At 72.1% G+C, this 16,478-nt stretch carries 15 protein-coding genes; 11 read left to right on the forward strand and 4 right to left on the reverse strand.

Going from position 1 to position 16,478, the window contains the following annotated elements; genetic code table 11:
* Positions 1–18 precede the first annotated feature (18 nt).
* From ACIPEQ_RS14470 to ACIPEQ_RS14480, 3 genes are read right to left on the reverse strand one after another with little or no spacing between them, the layout of a single operon-like run.
* Positions 19–771: a copper homeostasis protein CutC gene (locus tag ACIPEQ_RS14470; protein ID WP_402715706.1), complete on the reverse strand. Its 753-nt coding sequence runs from the start codon at positions 769–771 to the stop codon at positions 19–21.
* Positions 768–2,291, reverse strand: a complete 1,524-nt coding sequence (locus ACIPEQ_RS14475; RefSeq protein ID WP_402715707.1) for a M81 family metallopeptidase — start codon at positions 2,289–2,291, stop codon at positions 768–770. The genes ACIPEQ_RS14470 and ACIPEQ_RS14475 overlap by 4 nt, the downstream gene beginning before the upstream one ends.
* On the reverse strand, positions 2,284–3,468 hold the full coding sequence (locus tag ACIPEQ_RS14480; protein ID WP_126891165.1) for an ROK family protein: 1,185 nt from the start codon (positions 3,466–3,468) through the stop codon (positions 2,284–2,286). The genes ACIPEQ_RS14475 and ACIPEQ_RS14480 overlap by 8 nt, the downstream gene beginning before the upstream one ends.
* Before the next feature lie 214 nt (positions 3,469–3,682).
* On the opposite strand from ACIPEQ_RS14480, the gene ACIPEQ_RS14485 reads away from it, so the two are divergent.
* The 6 genes from ACIPEQ_RS14485 to ACIPEQ_RS14510 all read left to right on the forward strand — a co-directional run bounded on the left by ACIPEQ_RS14485 (position 3,683) and on the right by ACIPEQ_RS14510 (position 10,929).
* Positions 3,683–5,479, forward strand: a complete 1,797-nt coding sequence (locus ACIPEQ_RS14485; protein WP_402715708.1) for a peptide ABC transporter substrate-binding protein — start codon at positions 3,683–3,685, stop codon at positions 5,477–5,479.
* Positions 5,480–5,569: 90 nt separating this feature from the next.
* Entirely contained in the window at positions 5,570–6,529 is a 960-nt protein-coding gene (locus ACIPEQ_RS14490) for an ABC transporter permease (protein WP_402715709.1), read from the forward strand.
* A gap of 55 nt (positions 6,530–6,584) precedes the next feature.
* Positions 6,585–7,478, forward strand: coding sequence for an ABC transporter permease (locus ACIPEQ_RS14495; protein ID WP_209676076.1), 894 nt, complete (start codon positions 6,585–6,587; stop codon positions 7,476–7,478).
* Complete coding sequence (locus ACIPEQ_RS14500; RefSeq protein WP_209676078.1) at positions 7,479–9,155, forward strand: ABC transporter ATP-binding protein; 1,677 nt, start codon at positions 7,479–7,481, stop codon at positions 9,153–9,155.
* On the forward strand, positions 9,152–10,078 hold the full coding sequence (locus ACIPEQ_RS14505) for an ROK family protein (protein ID WP_402715710.1): 927 nt from the start codon (positions 9,152–9,154) through the stop codon (positions 10,076–10,078). The genes ACIPEQ_RS14500 and ACIPEQ_RS14505 overlap by 4 nt, the downstream gene beginning before the upstream one ends.
* A 119-nt stretch (positions 10,079–10,197) precedes the next feature.
* Positions 10,198–10,929: a S1 family peptidase gene (locus ACIPEQ_RS14510; RefSeq protein WP_402715711.1), complete on the forward strand. Its 732-nt coding sequence runs from the start codon at positions 10,198–10,200 to the stop codon at positions 10,927–10,929.
* Positions 10,930–11,036: 107 nt separating this feature from the next.
* Here ACIPEQ_RS14510 and ACIPEQ_RS14515 read toward each other — a convergent pair whose 3' ends face one another.
* Positions 11,037–11,855, reverse strand: a complete 819-nt coding sequence (locus ACIPEQ_RS14515; protein WP_402715712.1) for an SDR family oxidoreductase — start codon at positions 11,853–11,855, stop codon at positions 11,037–11,039.
* Between the two features lie 113 nt (positions 11,856–11,968).
* On the opposite strand from ACIPEQ_RS14515, the gene ACIPEQ_RS14520 reads away from it, so the two are divergent.
* The 5 genes from ACIPEQ_RS14520 (at position 11,969) to ACIPEQ_RS14540 (ending at position 16,318) form a co-directional block, all read left to right on the forward strand.
* The gene (locus ACIPEQ_RS14520) at positions 11,969–12,631 is read left to right on the forward strand and encodes a helix-turn-helix domain-containing protein (RefSeq protein WP_402715713.1); all 663 of its coding nucleotides are present in this window, start codon (positions 11,969–11,971) and stop codon (positions 12,629–12,631) included.
* Complete coding sequence (locus ACIPEQ_RS14525) at positions 12,628–13,125, forward strand: hypothetical protein (protein ID WP_402715714.1); 498 nt, start codon at positions 12,628–12,630, stop codon at positions 13,123–13,125. The genes ACIPEQ_RS14520 and ACIPEQ_RS14525 overlap by 4 nt, the downstream gene beginning before the upstream one ends.
* Positions 13,122–14,096, forward strand: a complete 975-nt coding sequence (locus ACIPEQ_RS14530; RefSeq protein ID WP_402715715.1) for a hypothetical protein — start codon at positions 13,122–13,124, stop codon at positions 14,094–14,096. The genes ACIPEQ_RS14525 and ACIPEQ_RS14530 overlap by 4 nt, the downstream gene beginning before the upstream one ends.
* Positions 14,093–15,214, forward strand: coding sequence for an alpha/beta hydrolase (locus tag ACIPEQ_RS14535; protein ID WP_402715716.1), 1,122 nt, complete (start codon positions 14,093–14,095; stop codon positions 15,212–15,214). Before ACIPEQ_RS14530 ends, ACIPEQ_RS14535 begins: the two co-directional genes overlap by 4 nt.
* A gap of 216 nt (positions 15,215–15,430) precedes the next feature.
* Positions 15,431–16,318: an SDR family oxidoreductase gene (locus tag ACIPEQ_RS14540; RefSeq protein WP_402715717.1), complete on the forward strand. Its 888-nt coding sequence runs from the start codon at positions 15,431–15,433 to the stop codon at positions 16,316–16,318.
* Positions 16,319–16,478: the final 160 nt, after the last annotated feature.

The raw sequence follows: 16,478 nt of genomic DNA on the forward strand, positions 1-16,478 counted from the left end.
ACCGTTGGTCTGGCCGGGTCAAGCCGACTGATCGAGGGCTGCCCGCGCCGCAGCCACGACGGCCGCGTCCGTGACGGTGTGTCCGGAGCCGTCGTCCCCGCTGCCCATCGACACACCCGCGTGACCGCCCGCGACCGAGCGCTTGGCGGAGAGGTGCACCGCCGCGACCCTGGTCGCGAGCAGCCCCGGGACGTCCGCGGGAGTGACCCCCGCCCCCGCCATCACCTGCACTGGCCCGGCGGCGTCGACCATGCGCGCGATCGTCGCCGCACCCGCCGGAGCGCTCGCGGCGCCGCCGGAGGTCAGCACCCGCGTGACGCCGAGGTCGGCGAGCCGCGCGGCCGTCGCGACCGGGTCGGCGGCGTGGTCGACCGCGCGGTGGAGGGTGACCTCGGCGTGCGCGGCGACGGAGCGGGCTGCGTCCACGAAGCGGCGCAGGGCGTCCTCGTCGAGGGACCGGTCCGGGCGCAGGGCACCGACCACGACGCCCGCTGCCCCGGAGCGCAGGACGGTGCGGACCTCGCGTTCCATCAGCGCGAGCTCGTCGTCGTCGTACGTGAAGCCCCCGGGACGGCAGCGCACCAGGGCGTGTGCGGGGATCCCGGTCTCGTGCGTCGCCTCGACGAGCGCCTGCGAGGGGGTGAGTCCACCCAGCTCCAGACCGACGCAGAGCTCGACGCGGTCGGCCCCGGCGTCACGGGCGACGATCGCTCCGGCCGGGGAGGTCACGGCGATCTCGAGCGCGACGGGCATCGCAGGTGCAGGGGTCACGGGGTGGCTCCGAGTGGCTCGTCCGACGGCGGCACGATGCGCGCGGACAGGTCCGGCGGCGTCGCGAACTCCCGATCGTAGGGGAAGAGCGGCCGCTTGATCCGGTGGTGCCCGAGGCGGAGCAGGTCCTGGTCGACCCCTCCCGGGGTGAGCGCCAGCATCCAGTCGGCCGCCATGTCGAAGAGCTCCGGCTCGAGGTAGCCGATCTTCACGGCGACGACGTCGGCCCGACGGGGGTCGAGGTCGAGATCGGTGAAGTCGTGCTCGTGGTGGTACGGCTTGCGGAGTGTCGTGAGGATCGCGAAGACGCTGCCGACCTGCAGCACGACCTCGGTGCCGGCGTCGCGGTCGCCGTGCTTGATCGCGTGCACCCGGCCGGTCATCGTGATCGACCCGGCGTGGACGTCGTCGACCTCGGCGCCGGCCGTCACCGTCACGGTCGCGCCGATCCCGGCTGCGACCGCCGCAGCGACGGCGGCCGGGCCGGGGACGCTCGCGTAGATGACGGTGGGGCCGTCGGGAGCGGCGAACGCCGGGTGCGCGAGCACCTGCGTGAGGCCCCAGGTCATGTCACCGGAGCCGCCGGCGGTGGGGTTGTCACCGGAGTCCGACACGAAGAACGGACGGGCAGCACCGGGTGCGAGCGCGGCGGCGAGGCACTCGTCGAAGGTCCCCGTCGGTGCGACGAAGGCGAAGTCCTCGCGGGCGTCCCAGAACGCGCGGGCGAGTCGTTCGGCCCCGGCGGCGACGGCGTCGGCGTCCCATCCCGTGACGACGGTGACCGCCCGGTCGCGGGGCTGGTCGGCCCAGGCGTACCCGACCCAGATCGCGGCGTCGAGCACGCCGTGCTCCTCCTCGACCTCCGGCACCTGCGCGTAGATCGACGCCGCGGGTTCGATGCGGGTCGACGTCTGCTCGCCCGGCAGCAGGACCGGGATCGGGATCCACGCCTTGACCGGGCGCTGCGACCCGACCGGCCTCGTGGTGAGCACGTCGACCAGGTTCCGGACCGCGCGCTCCTTCGTCTCGAGGGCGTCCTCGTGCGGGGCCATCCGGTAGCAGGTGACCAGGTCGACCTGGTGCGCGAGCTCCCGCGTGACGTTGCCGTGCAGGTCCATCGATGCCGAGACGATCACGTCCGGGCCGACCACCGCACGGATGCGGTGCAGCAGGTCGGTCTCCGCGTCGTCGAGCCCCTCGACCACCATCGCGCCGTGGATGTCGTACCAGAGGCCGTCGACGGGTCCGATCTCCGTCAGGCGCGCGACGATCTCGTCGGCGAGTTCCTCGTACGCCTGCCGGGCGACGACCCCGCCGGGCAGCGCGTGGCCGATCAGCGCCCCGCGGAAGTCGGCCGAGTCCCCGAACGACGCCAGGAACGGGTACCGCGCCACGACCTCGTCGCCGCGGTCCGGGTGGAAGGCGGGCGCGAGGGTGCGGGTCGGTGTGAACGTCGACGTCTCGATCGCGAGTCCGGCGATCGCGATCACCGGACGACGGCGGGCGGGGGTCTCAGACACGGGTGCTCCTGTTCCTGGCGGCGGACTGCGGGATGGGGGTGGACAGCGCCTCGAGCGAGGCCGCGAGCCCGCGTTGCAGGGCGAACTGCCCCGCCCCGACGAGTCCGGCGTCCGCACCGAGCGACACCGGCTCGATGGCGAGGTGCTGGGTCATGAGCGGGTGACAGCTCTCGTACAGCTGGCTCCGCACGGCGGCGATGAACGGGTCGAGGGTCGACAGGATGCCGCCGAGGTACACGGCGTCCGGGTTGAAGAAGTTGACGTTGGCAGCCAGGACCTCACCCAGGTGGCGGCCGGCCATCCGCACCGCACGGGTCGTCTCCGGGTGCGCGTCCGAGGCGAGTCGGACGACGTCCGCGGTCGAGGCCACGTCGACCCCCGCCGACGACAGGACCCGGACCAGGGCGGCGCCGGACGCGACGGTCTCCAGGCACCCGGTGTTGCCGCACGAGCACGGGGTGTCGCCGGCAGCGTCGATCCGGACGTGCGTGATGTCCCCCGCGGACCCGGTCGACCCGCGGTAGAGGCGGCCGTCGATCACGATGCCCGCACCGATGGCGGACCCGGCCTTGATGGTGATGGTCTGCCTGCGGGCCGGGTCCCGCACGGTCTGCTCGCCAGCCGCCATGCAGTTCGCGTCGTTGTCCACGACGGCGGCCAGACCGAAGCGCTCGGAGAGCCAGTCGACCACCGGGAACCCGTTCCAGCCGGGCATCCGGCTCGGCAGGTCGACGACACCGGCCTCGACGTCCACCGGGCCGGGGAGGCTGACACCGACGCCGCGGAGGCCGTCGCGGCCGCGGTCGTCCGCGAGCTGCTCGAGCAGACCGGCCAGGCGGCCGAGGCCGGCGGTCGGGCCGTCGGCGAGTGCGAAGGGGACCGTCGCGACGGACTCGAGTGCGCCTCCCGGCAGCACCACGCCGATGCGCACGTGCTCGCCGCCGACGTCCGCGGCGACGGCGTACTCGTCGGCACCCCCGATGCGGAGCACCTTGCGCGGGCGCCCGCCCGTGGAGACGTCGGTGCCCTCCTCCGCGAGGAGCCCGTGCCGCAGCAGTTGACCGACGACGTGCGACACCGTCGAGGGTGCGGCAGCGAGGAGCTCGGCGATCTCGGTACGGCTCGACGCCTGCCCGGTGGCCACGAGCTCGAGGACGCGAGCGCTCAGGTCCGGCACGACTTCCTCCAATCCCGACGGGAAGCGGCAGCCAGCCCCCGTCCACCGCGACGATACGGGCGCTCGATGCGCAGAACGCTTTCGTGCATTCGGCAGAAACACACTATTTACACGGAGATGTTTGTTTTTCCAATGCGCCTGGACCTTGACTGTCCCCGTGCCGCCGGCACCCGTGCTCCACCCTCCCGACGTTCCACACACAAGGAGACACCGCATGTCCAAGCCCCGTCGCTGGGCGCTCCTCACCGGAGCCGCGATCGCCGTGAGCGCCCTGCTCGCCGGATGCTCCGGCGGCGGCAACGCCTCCACCGGTTCCGGATCCGACGAGATCAACTACGCGCTCCCCGCCAACTTCACGCCGAACTGGATCCTGCCGATCGGCACCGCGGCGCACCTCAACACCAACAACGGCTCGATCGCGCAGTCGCTGTACGAACCCCTCGTCGCCTACGACGGTTCCACGGGCAAGATCGCCTGGAACAAGGCCGGCTCGGTGGCGACCGCGGCGGACTTCGCGAAGGACGGCACGAGCGTCACCGTGACGCTCGGCGACCGGCACTGGTCGGACGGCAAGCCGATCACGAGCCGCGACGTCGCGTTCTGGTTCAACCTGATCAAGGCGAACAAGGACCAGTGGGGCTCGTACTCCGCGGGCAAGGCGCCGGACAACTGGACGTCGTTCGAGACCATCGACGACACCCACTTCAGGATCACCTTCGACAAGGCGTACAACCCGGACTGGATGCTCGCGAACCAGCTGAGCCACATCATCCCGCTCCCGCAGCACGCCTGGGACAAGACGAGCGCGGACGCGGAGGTGAGCGACGCCGACGAGAGCACGGACGGCGCGAAGCAGGTCTGGAAGTACCTCAACACCGCCGCGGGCAAGATCGCCGACTACGCGACCGACGACCCCTGGAAGACCATCTCCGGCCCCTACGGCGTCGAGTCGTTCACCACGGCGGGCAAGGTCACCCTGACGGCGAACACGAAGTACGACGGCGGCGAGAAGGCGAACATCGCCACGGTCAACCTGCTGCCGTTCACGACCGCCGACGCCGAGGTCAACGCGGTCCGGTCGGGCGAGGTCGACTACGGCTACATCAACGCCACCGACATGGACCAGAAGGACTCGTTCACGGGCAAGGGCTACGAGGTCGAGCCGTGGACCGGTTGGGCGATCACGTACATGCCGTACAACTTCAACAACCCGGACATGGGTGCCGTCTTCAAGCAGCTGTACGCCCGTCAGGCCGTGCAGATGTCGATCGACCAGACCGCGCTGTCGAAGGTCGTCTTCAACGGCACCGCCACCTCGACCTACGGTCCCGTCCCGCAGGCGCAGGAGTCCGACTTCGTGTCCGAGGTGCAGAAGGAGAATCCGTACCCGTTCAGCACCGCGAAGGCGAAGGAACTGCTCACCAGCCACGGCTGGACGAAGCAGGGCGACACCATGGTCTGCACGGATCCGGGCACCTCCGACAGCCAGTGCGGCGACGGGGTGGCGAAGGGCACGAAGTTCACCATGCAGGTGCTCTCGCAGTCCGGCTCGACGGTCACGGACAACATGATGAGCGCGATCCAGTCGTCGCTGGCGAAGACCGGCATCGGCTTCACCATCAAGACCGCGCCCGTCTCGAGCGTGCTGTCGCAGACCCCGACCTGCACGAGCGACGAGGCGTCCTGCGACTGGGACCTCTCCTTCTTCGGCACCGCCGGCAGCTGGTACTTCCCGGCCTACCCGACCGGGGAGTCGCTGTTCCAGACCGGCGGTTCGGCGAACTTCGGCTCGTACTCGAACAAGGAGGTCGACTCCCTGATCGACGCGACCACCACCTCGACCGACCCGACCACGGTGCAGGACTACAGTGCCGCGGTCGCGAAGGACCTGCCCGTCATCTGGCTCCCGAGCCCGGACTACCAGATCTCGGTCGTCAAGCAGGGCCTGACCGGGTTCGACCAGGACTCCCTCGCCAACTTCCACCCGGCCCAGTGGAAGTGGTCGGAGTAGCACGGTGACCCGCCCGGGAGGCACGGTGCGCGTCCGACGCGCACCGTGCCTCCCGGATCCCCACGCAAGCATCCGAACGACGGAAGCCGCATGACCACAGCTCTGTACCTCCTCCGACGCGTCCTGCAGGCGCTCGCGGTGATCCTGATCGTCACGATCGTCGTCTTCTGCCTGCTGCACGCCCTGCCGGGCGGCCCCGCCCGCGGTGTGCTCGGTGTCTCCGCGACACCCGCGCAGATCGCCACCTTCAACCAGACGCAGGGGCTCGACCAGCCGCTGCCCGTGCAGTACGTCCGGTTCCTCGGGCGGCTCCTCTCCGGGGACCTCGGCACCTCCTACACGCTCAACGAACCCGTCGGGCAGCTCATCGTCGAGCGCCTGCCGAAGACGCTCGTGCTCACCGGGCTGTCCGCCGTGCTCGGGCTCCTCGTCGCGATCCCGGTCGGCATGCTGCAGGCCGCTCGCCGCAACGGTGCGGTCGACTACGCGGCGACCGCACTCGCGTTCGTCTTCTACTCGACGCCGGCGTTCTTCCTCGGCCTGGTCCTCATCGTCGTGTTCAGTCAGCAGCTCCCGTGGCTGCCGTCGCAGGCGCCGAGCGGTACCACCCTGGCCGAGGTGTTCCAGGACCCGGCGGGCCTCGTCCTGCCCGTCCTGACCGGAGCCCTCGCGATGATCGCCGTGTTCAGCCGGTACATGCGCGCGGCCACGCTCGAGAACCTGCAGGAGGACTACGTGCGCACCGCGCGGGCCGGCGGGTCGTCGACCGCGGCGATCCTCCGACGACACGTGTTCCGGAACTCGCTCACTCCGGTGGTGGCGATGCTCGGGTACTACCTGCCCGTGCTCTTCGGTGGCGCGCTCGTCACCGAGCAGCTCTTCAACTACCCCGGCATGGGCCTGCTGTTCTGGAACGCGGCCCAGTCCTCGGACTACCCGACGTTGCTCGGCTGCGTGCTCGTGATCTCCATCGCGACGGTCGTCGGCACGCTGCTGGCCGACGTCGCGCAGTCGCTCATCGATCCTCGTGTGAAGGCAGGTCGCGCATGACCGTCGCAGTCGTCATCGATCCGTACCGGCACCGCACCGTGAAGGCAGGTCGCGCATGACCACCGTCCAGATCGCCCCCGAAGCCCCGGGCGCCCCCGTCACGGCAGCAGCCACCGGGTTCCGCCTGGCTGCCCGCCGCTTCCGGCACAACACCCTGGCGGTCATCGGGCTCGGCGTGGTCGTCGTCATCGTGCTGTTCTGCTTCGTCGGGCCGTTCGTGTACCCGACCGACCAGGTCCACACGCAGCTCTCCGAGGCGAACCTCGGTCCGAGCGCCGCCCACCTCCTCGGCACCGACGCCGTCGGGCACGACGTCCTCGGTCGGCTGATGTACGGCGGCAGGGTGTCGCTGCTGGTCGGCATCGCGGCCGGTGTCCTGGCGACCGTCGTCGGCACGCTGTGGGGTTCGGTCGCCGGGTACCTCGGCGGTTGGGTCGACGCCGTGATGATGCGCATCGTCGACGCGGGCATCGCGATCCCCGCCCTGTTCATCCTGCTCGTCATCTCGGCGATCACCACACCCGGGGTCGCCGGGCTCGTCGTCATCCTCGGGCTCGTGTCGTGGCTCGTGCCCTCGCGGCTGATCCGCGCCGAGACCCTGACGCTGAAGAACCGCGACTACGTCCTGACCCTCCGCGCGATCGGTGGGTCCCACGCCCGCGCGATCGGGAAGCACCTGCTGCCGAACTCGGTCTCGACGATCGTGGTCGCGGCGACGTTCCAGGTCGCCGACGCGATCCTGCTCGTCGCGTACGTGTCGTACCTCGGCCTCGGGGTGCAGCCGCCCGCGACCGACTGGGGCGGCATGCTCTCGGCGGGACTCACCGCCGCGTACTCGGGCCGTTGGTGGCTGATCCTGCCACCCGGGCTCGCCGTCATCCTCGTCGTCTGCGCGTTCAACGCCGTGGGCGACGGGCTCCGTGATGCCTTCGACGTGAGGGGCCGCTAGATGTCCGTCCTGACCACCACCGACCTCGGGGTCGTGTTCACCACGGAGAGCGGTCCTGTCGACGCGGTCCGCGGCGTCTCCCTGCACGTCGACCCGGGGGAGACCCTCGCGCTCGTGGGTGAGTCCGGGTCGGGCAAGTCGACCGTGGCGCTCGCCGCGATGGGGCTGCTCTCCGGCAACGCGACGGCGCGGGGGAGTGCCGTCGTCGACGGCCACGAGGTCGTCGGTGCGACGGAGTCGTCGCTCCGCGGGCTCCGGGGCAACACCGTGTCGATGGTGTTCCAGGAACCGGCGACCGCCCTCGACCCGCTCACCCGCGTCGGCGCGCAGATCGCCGAGGTCATCCGGAACCATCGGTCCGTCTCGCCCGCCGAGGCCGCCGCCGCAGCCGTCGACCTGCTCGACCGCGTCGGCATCCCCTCGCCCGAGAGCCGTGCGAAGGCCTTCCCGTTCCAGCTCTCCGGCGGACAGCGCCAGCGCGTCGTCATCGCGATGGCGATCGCCAACGAGCCGGCGCTCCTCATCGCCGACGAGCCGACGACCGCGCTCGACGTCACCGTGCAGGCCGAGATCCTCGAGCTGCTGCGCCGACTCGCGGCCGACTCGGGCACCGGTGTCCTGCTCGTCACGCACAACATGGGTGTCGTCGCGGACTTCGCCGACCGCGTCGCCGTGATGCTGCAGGGTGAGGTCGTCGAGACCGGGGGCGTCGAGGACGTCCTGCTCCGACCCCGGCACGACTACACGAAGCGCCTGCTCGCGGCGGTCCCACGGCTCCGGGTCGGGGACGCGCCGCTCCCCCTGGTCACCCCGCGGTCCACCGAGGCCGGCGAGGGGACGGGCGATGGGGCGCCGGTGGTCGACCTGCGGGACGTCTCCGTGGTCTTCGGCCGCGGCGCACGAGCCGTCCCCGCCCTGCGCGGCATCGACGTCGCAGTGCACGCCGGCGAGACGGTCGGACTCGTGGGTGAGTCCGGATCGGGGAAGTCCACCGCCGCCCGGGTCGCGCTCGGCCTGGTCCGGCCCACGGGTGGGAGCGTGCGGCTGTTCGGCGAGGACCTCCGGCGCGTCCGCGGGGGATCGCGGCGACGACTGCGGGCGGGCATCGGTGTGGTCCTGCAGGACCCGGTGGCGTCGCTCGATGCCCGGATGTCGGTCGGCGAGTGCATCGCCGAACCCCTGGCCGTGCACCGACGCGGAACGTCCGTCGGCGAGCGTCGTCGTCGCGTGGACGAGGTGCTCGACGCCGTCCGCCTGCCGCGTGCCCTGGCCGGTCGGGCTCCCCGCGAGCTCTCCGGCGGGCAGCGCCAGCGGGTCTCGCTCGCCCGGGCGCTCGTGCTCGAGCCCCGGCTGCTGGTCGCCGACGAGCCGACCAGCGCCCTCGACGTCAGCGTCCAGGAAGCCGTGCTCGAGGTCCTCACCGAGCTCCAACGCGAGCTCGGCTTCGCCTGCCTGTTCGTCTCCCACGACCTCGCCGTCGTGCAGCACTTCGCGCAGCGGGTCGTCGTGATGCGGCAGGGCCTGGTCGAGGAGCAGGGGACGACGGAGGAGACCCTCGTGCACCCGGAGACCGACTACACCCGGCGGCTCCTCGCGGCGGTCCCGGTGCCGGACCCGGTCGTGCAGCGGCGTCGGCGGACGGAACGGCTGGCGACCCTGTCGGCGGTGGACGCGTGAGCGCGGTGATCGCCGGGATCGACGTCGGGGGCACCAACACCAAGGTCGTCCTCACCGACGCCGACCTCGTCGTCGTCGACCGCGTCGACCTGCCGACGCCCGCGCACGAGGGCGGCGCGGCGATCGTCGGGACGGCACTCGACGCCGTGGCAGGACTGCTCGACCGGCACGGTGCCGTGCTCACCGGCGTCGGTGTCGGAGCGGCCGGTGTCGTCGATGCTGCGAGCGGGACGGTCCTGGTCACCGCGAACTCGTTCACCGGTTGGGCCGGCTACCGGGTCACCGACGCGATCACCGCGGCCGTGGGCGTGCCCGCCACGCTCGACAACGACGTGAACGCGTTCCTGCTCGGCGAGGTCGCCACCGGTGCCGTCGAGGGGGAGGCCGACGTGCTGGGCATGACCCTCGGGACCGGTGTCGGCGGTGCCCTCGTGCTCGGTGGGGTGCTCTTCGCGGGACCTCGTGGTGCTGCAGGGGAGATCGGCCACGTCCCCGGTTTCGGCGACGCTCCGTGCACCTGCGGGCAGGCAGGGCACCTGGAGACGATCGCCGGCGCGCGCGGCATCGTCGACCGGTACGCCGAGCGCTCCGGTCGTCGGGTGTCCGCGCGTGACGTGGCCGACGCCGCCCGCTCCGGGGACGCCGACGCGGTGGCGGTGTTCCGGACCGCGGGGTGGGGTGTTGCCCGTGCGGCGCTGCTCGCCGCGGGCATCCTCGACGTGACCACGGTGGTCGTCGGGGGTGGCATCGCACGCTCCTGGGACCTCCTGGCACCCGCGGTGGCAGCGGCGATCGCGGCGGAACCGCCGGTCAGCGGTGCCGCGATCCGGTTCGCGCCCTCGTCCCTCGGCGCGGACGCGGTCGCCCTCGGTGCTGCCGCCCGGGTCCGTGTGCGCCTGCTCGAGGACGCCCGCGTGCGCTGACCGTGGCGTCAGGGCCTCGTGTCGGTCGAAGTGCGGACTGGTGCGGCCCCCGGACGGGGGTCAGGATGACTCTCAGTTGCACCCTGCAACGTCGCAGGGTCCCTGACCGAGGAGTCCACATGAAGCACACCCTCGCAGCGGCGTTCGCCGCCGTGGCCGTCGTCGCCGGCGGCGTGTTCGCCGCCACTCCCGCCTCCGCGGTGCCCGCCGGCACCGAGGTCGTCGGCGGCGAGAAGGCACCCACCACCACCTGGGCCGTCCAGCTCGAGGCCTCCGGCGGCACCATCCCGTCCGGGTACGTCAGCAACTGCACCGGCGAGCAGATCAACGCCTCGTGGATCGTCACCGCCCGCCACTGCATCGACGGCATCGGCGCGATGAACGTCTACCACTCGAACTCCACCACGAACCGCGGCACCGCCGTCGCGATCGACCGGGTCAGTGCCGCGCCGGCCGGCGACATCGCGCTCGTGCACCTGCGGAGCACGTACGCGCTGTCCACCTACGCGCCCCTCGACCTGACCGCCGCGGCGAAGTCGAGCGGCACGGGCGTGATCCAGGGCTACGGGCTCCGCGCGAACGCGCAGCAGTCGGACGGGCTGTACCAGGCGACCGTGTCGCTCACGGGCGCGACGCGCGACGCGTACAGCGGCAAGGCGCAGCACGTCACCGGTGTCACCGGTGCGTCGAACCACGGCGACTCCGGCGGCCCGCTCCTGGTCAACGGCAAGGTCGTCGCGGTGTGCTCCACCGGCGACAGTGCCGACCCCGGGGCGGACACGACGGCCGGGTCGAACTACGCGCTGCTGTCGCAGTCGTCCTCGTGGATCCGCTCGACGGCGGGCGTCTGACCGACGCGACCCACCGACGGACGGGAGGCTCCCCACCAGCTGGTGGGGAGCCTCCCGTCCGTCACGTGGTGACGTCGGTGACGTCGGCGACGTGGGCGCTCAGGCGCTCAGGCGCCGTGCGCCTCCTCGGCGACCGGCTGCCACTCGCGCCAGGTCGCGAGCCGCGACTCGTAGTCCCGCTCGGCGATGCCGAGCGGCGCCTTGCCGAAGAAGACGCGCAGCGGCGGCTGCTCCGCGTCGACGACCTTGAGGATCGCGGACCGCGTCGCCTCGGGCCTGCCCGGGTCCGATGCGGACGGGCGCTTCGCGGCGGCCTCGCGGACCTCCGCGTAGGCGTCGAGCTCCTCGCTGTGCTCCGAGGACGGGCCGGACCAGTCGGTCGAGAACCCGCCGGGCTCGACGAGCGTGACGGCGATGCCGAAGCCGGCGACCTCCTGCGAGAGCGACTGCGACAGGCCCTCGAGCGCCCACTTCGACGCGTGGTAGGCGCCGACCGTCGGGAACGCGCTGATCCCGCCGATGCTCGACACCTGCACGACGTGCCCGGACCCCTGCTCGCGCATGATCGGCAGTGCCGCCTGCGTGACCCAGAGCGCGCCGAAGAAGTTCGTCTCGAGCTGCGCCCGGACCTCGTCCTCGGTGAGTTCCTCGACCATGCCGAAGTGTCCGAAGCCCGCGTTGTTCACGACGACGTCGAGGCGCCCGAAGTGCTCGGCGGCCTGCTGCACCGCAGCGGTGTCGGCGGCCTTGTCCGTCACGTCGAGGCGGATCGCCAGGAAGGTGTCCGGGTACTGGTCGACGAGTGCCTGCACGTCGTCGGTGTTCCGGGCAGTGCCGGCGACGGAGTCCCCGCGCTCCAGGGCGGCCTCCGCCCACTCGCGGCCGAAGCCCTTCGATGCTCCGGTGATGAACCAGGTCTTGGCCATGTCGTGCCTCCAACTGCTGTTCGGGTGACCGGGAGCAGGCAACGCCCGGCGCCCGGACGCGACCTGGGTGCCCGGGTGACAGCGGGGCGCGACGCAGTCCGTATCCTGGTGCGATGCCCGACGTCCCCGCAGGCGCTGCCGACGCGTTCTCCCAGGCGGTGGCGCGCGCGATCGAGGACGCCAAGTCCGCCGCCGGCCTCACCACCCGCGACCTCATCAAGCGCTCCGGGCTCTCCGCGAACTACTACTACCGCCGCGCACGCGGGGAACTCCCGTTCACCACGAACGACATGTCGGCGCTCGCGGCAGCGTGCGGTCTCACCGTCGGTGACCTCTGGGCGAGGGCGCAGGCCGACATCGGGCCGAGCGGCAAGAGCGCCGGGCAGGTCATCGCGGAGCGTCTCGAGAAGCTGCTCACGGTCGCTCGTGCACAGTTCCCGCGGATCGACGTGCCGGCGACCCTGCTGTCGAGCGACGTCGCGCGAGAGACGCAGCTCACCGCGTCGCACTGGCAGGCCGTCGTCGACGGTGACCTCTCCGCGGTGTCGGTGGAGCAGCGCGCAGCGGTCGCGACGTTCTTCGGCGTCCCGGAGGAGTACCTGACCAGCGTCGAGGTCTCGGACCTGGTGGACGACATCGACGCCCGCCTGGATGTCCAGGCCGCCTTCGCGCAGACTGATGCACGCGGGATCTCCTCGCGCGGCCCTGGCGGCACGCCCGCCTCGCTGCGCGCGCTCGCGCGAGCGATCCGGGAGAGCAACAGACGGGGGCAGTGACGACACGCATGGAGGACATCGACGAGGTCGAAGGGGCGGTCCGGGGCATCGTGGACCGCCTCGCGCTCCCCGATGACGAACGCACCTTGGAGCGCCTGCTGCGGGCGGTCTCGGACGCGCGGGGCATCCCGGTCGAGCTCCGGCCGATCAGCAACCCCGACCAGCACCACACCGGCTACTGGATCGACCACGGCGACTACGGCGTCATCATGTACCGGCCGACGGACACCGACTCGATCCAGCTGCACACGATCCTGCACGAGTGCATCCACGCCGTCGGCGAGCACCGCGGATGCTCCGCCCGCCCCGAGACCGTCGACGAGCTGCGCGCTGCGACCGCCGATCCCGTCATCTCGATCCGTGGGCGCTCCGTGGTGAACGGCTCCCTCGGGGACGCCGAGCAGGCCGAGGAGGTGGTCGCGGAGCGCGGCGCCTTCGCGCTCGCCCGCTGGCTCCGCGGCTCCGGAACGACCTCCGCCGCCGAGATCTTTTGACCCCGTCGCTCGCCTCGACACTCGCGCTCGTCCTCGGTGCGCTGATCTTCCTGTACCGCGCTCGGCGCGCCGTTCGCACCTGGCGGGCCGCCGGCGGCGTCGGTGCACGCTTCCAACCCGCCTGGGTCGCGAGCGGGTTCGCGATCATCGGCCTGCTCACCCTCGGCCTGGTGTGGCTCCCGGCGGACGAGATGGACGACGCCCTGCCCCTCGTGGGCGGGCAGAACTTCCTCAACCTCGTCGAAGCGCTCGCGGCCACGGCCGGCTTCTGGTACCTCCGCGACGCCGTCCGGCTCTACAGCGGTGACCGGCGCCCGGCTCGTCGTCGCCACCTGGTGCTCCACTGCCTCGTCTTCAGTGCCTTCTTCGTCGCCGTCCCGCGTCGGGAGGGTGACGCCGTGCGGTTCATCGACGAGCACCTGGCGTCGACGGCGTGCTGGGTGTACATCAGCCTGTACATGCTCGGCGTGCTGTACCTCGCCCTCGACTCGCTGCGTTCCGCGTGGAAGCGCCGAGCCGACCTCCCCGGGAAGGCGTTCGTCCTGGGGTTCGCGTCCGTCGCGGTCGGCGCGGTGTTCGACCTGGCGTACACCTCGCTCGGGCACGTCCGAGGCGAGCTCACCCCCACCGGCAGTGCGCTCCTGACCGCCTTCGAGGCGTTATTCTTCCCCGGGATGGTCGTCATCATGACGGGCTACCTGCTCCCGGCGCTCGGCCGGTCCTTCTGGAGAGCAGTCGGCTGGCGCCTGTCCCGGATGAGCGAGGCGGGCACGTCCCGGGAGCTCCTCCGGCGGTGGACGGACGAGTCCGACCCCCTCGGAGAGGCGTACGCCACGTCGATCCGGATCCAGGGCAGAGTGTTGGACGACACCCTCCGGCTCGGCCCGCGCGACTCCCGCCGGTTCCGGCACATCGAGCGCTGGATCACGCGCGCCGCCATCCCGGCGGGTGGAAGGACCTGGAGAGCATGAAGACAGCACTCGTCACCACGGCAGCAGCGATCGCGGCGTCCGCCGTCCTGGGAGCCGCGGCCCTCGGCGTCGCGGGCGGCCGGCGCGTGATCCGTCCCCGCCCCAAGAAGCGCCCCCGGGTCCTCGCGGCCGACAGCGGACAGATCCGCCTCGAGCGGACGGTGCACACGGCCGCGCCGGGCCGGTACCGGATCCGGTTCGGGGACGAGGACTCGCAGCACGTCCTCGTCGGCGACGTCGTCGCGCAGGACGACGCGAGCGTGACCCGCGCGGTGGTCGAGGCCGAGCGCGGTGTCCCGCGAGCCGGCGACGCCGTGCTCTGGACGGGCTACGTGTACGCCGCTCCGGACGATCTCGGAGCGCCCCACCGCGAGGTGCGGATCGAGGCGCCCAGCGGCACCCGTCCCGCGTTCCTGTTCGACACCGAGCAGCCCTCCACGCGGTGGGCGATCCACGTGCACGGCATCCACTCGTCGCGGATCTCGGCGCTCCGCAGCGTGCCCGCCACGCTCGCCGCCGGGATGCCCTCGCTCGTCGTCTCCTACCGCGGGGACGCGGAGGACGAGACCGCGCCGCCCGCGACCCTCGGTCAGGAGGAAGCACGCGACGTCGACGCAGCGATCCGGTACGCCCTCGACCACGGTGCCGAGGACGTCGTCCTCGTCGGCTGGTCCATGGGCGCGACCGTCAGCACGATCCTCGCCGCCGACGTCAGGACGCGTCGCCACCTCGCCGCGCTCGTGCTGGTCGGGCCCGCGCTCGACTGGCACGCCAGCATCAGGGCAGGGGCCGTGCGATCGGGCATCCCCGCTCCGCTCGCGCCCCTGTTCACGCTCGCGCTGACCCTCCCCGGCCTGGCGCAGCTCGCCGGGCTGCGGCGGCCGCTCCGCGCTGCACACCTGCGCCCGTCCCTCACGGACGTCCCGCTCCCCGTCCTGATCCTGCACTCCTCGGGCGACACCGATGCGCCCATGAGCATCTCGGAGAACCTCGCGCGGAGCCACCCCGATCGGGTCCGACTCGAGCAGGTGGCGCCCGTGCCGCACGGCATGGAGCGCAACGTCGATCCGGACCGGTTCGACCGTGTCGTGACCGGGTTCCTCACCGCACTGCCGTGAACGGCACTCCCGTGTTCCCCTTGCGGTACGCTGTTGCCCGTGCCGACTGCTCGGACCACGTGGTCCGTTGGGGGGACCGCGTCGAGTGGCCGTCGAGCACGAGGCCGCTCTGTCCACCGGCCGCCGAGGGGTGACGGGGGCAGAGCGGTCGCCTCGGGCAGACGACGGGCGCAGCCGCTGGACCGGCACGGAGCGGCGGACGAGCACCATGGCCCCATGAGCCAGTACGAGAAGCGCGACCCGAACTCCCTCTACCCGAAGCCGCCGTTCCCCGAGCAGGAGCAGTCACTGCCCGGCGCCGCGTGGAAGATGGACCCGCAGCCGGACCACGGCGAGCAGAGCTACGTCGGCAAGGACCGCCTGACCGGCTTCCGCGGCATCGTGACCGGCGCCGACTCCGGCATCGGCCGCGCCGCCGCCATCGCGCTCTCCCGTGAGGGCGCCGACCTCGTCCTCTCCTACCTGCCCGACGAGCAGGAGGACGCCGAGCAGGTCCGGGACCTCCTGGAGTCCGAGGGTCGCAAGGCCGTCCTCGTGCCGGGCGACATCTCCGACGAGCAGTACTGCAAGGACCTCGTGCAGCAGGCCGTCGACGAGCTCGGCGGGCTCGACACCCTCGTGATGGTCGCCGGCCGCATGGACAGCAACGACGACATCCTGTCGCTGACGACCGAGCACTTCGACTCGACCTTCAAGACGAACATCTACTCGCTGTTCTGGCTGACCCAGGCCGCGGTCCCGCACCTCGAGCCCGGCTCGACGATCGTCACCACCGGGTCGATCCAGGCCGCCACCCCGTCGCCCGACAAGCTCGACTACGCGATCTCGAAGAGCGCGGTGAAGACCTTCACCGAGGCCGTCGCGCAGCAGCTCGCACCGAAGGGCATCCGCGTGAACTCGGTGGCGCCGGGTCCGGTGTGGACGCCGCTGCAGCCCGGTTCGGACGACGCGCAGACCGTGGCGCACTTCGGCGAGCAGTCGCCGTTCGGACGCCCCGGCCAGCCCGCCGAGCTCGGTGCCGCCTACGTGCACCTCGTCAGCCCGGAGTCGAGCTACCAGTCCGGCTCGACGATCACGATCGCCGGCGGGACCCCCGCGTTCTAGACGGCACGGCAGACGGACGGGAGGCGCGGGGGCCCCGGGGCCCCCGCCCCCCCCCCGGGGGGGGGGGGCCGGCCCCCCCCCCCCCCCCCGGCCCCGTGCACGCGCGCCACGGGCCCCGAGCCGGCGCACCCGCCCCGACGCGGGCCGGGCGGGGCCGGGA

The organism is Curtobacterium sp. NPDC087080 (assembly GCF_044745105.1).
GTDB lineage: Bacteria > Actinomycetota > Actinomycetes > Actinomycetales > Microbacteriaceae > Curtobacterium.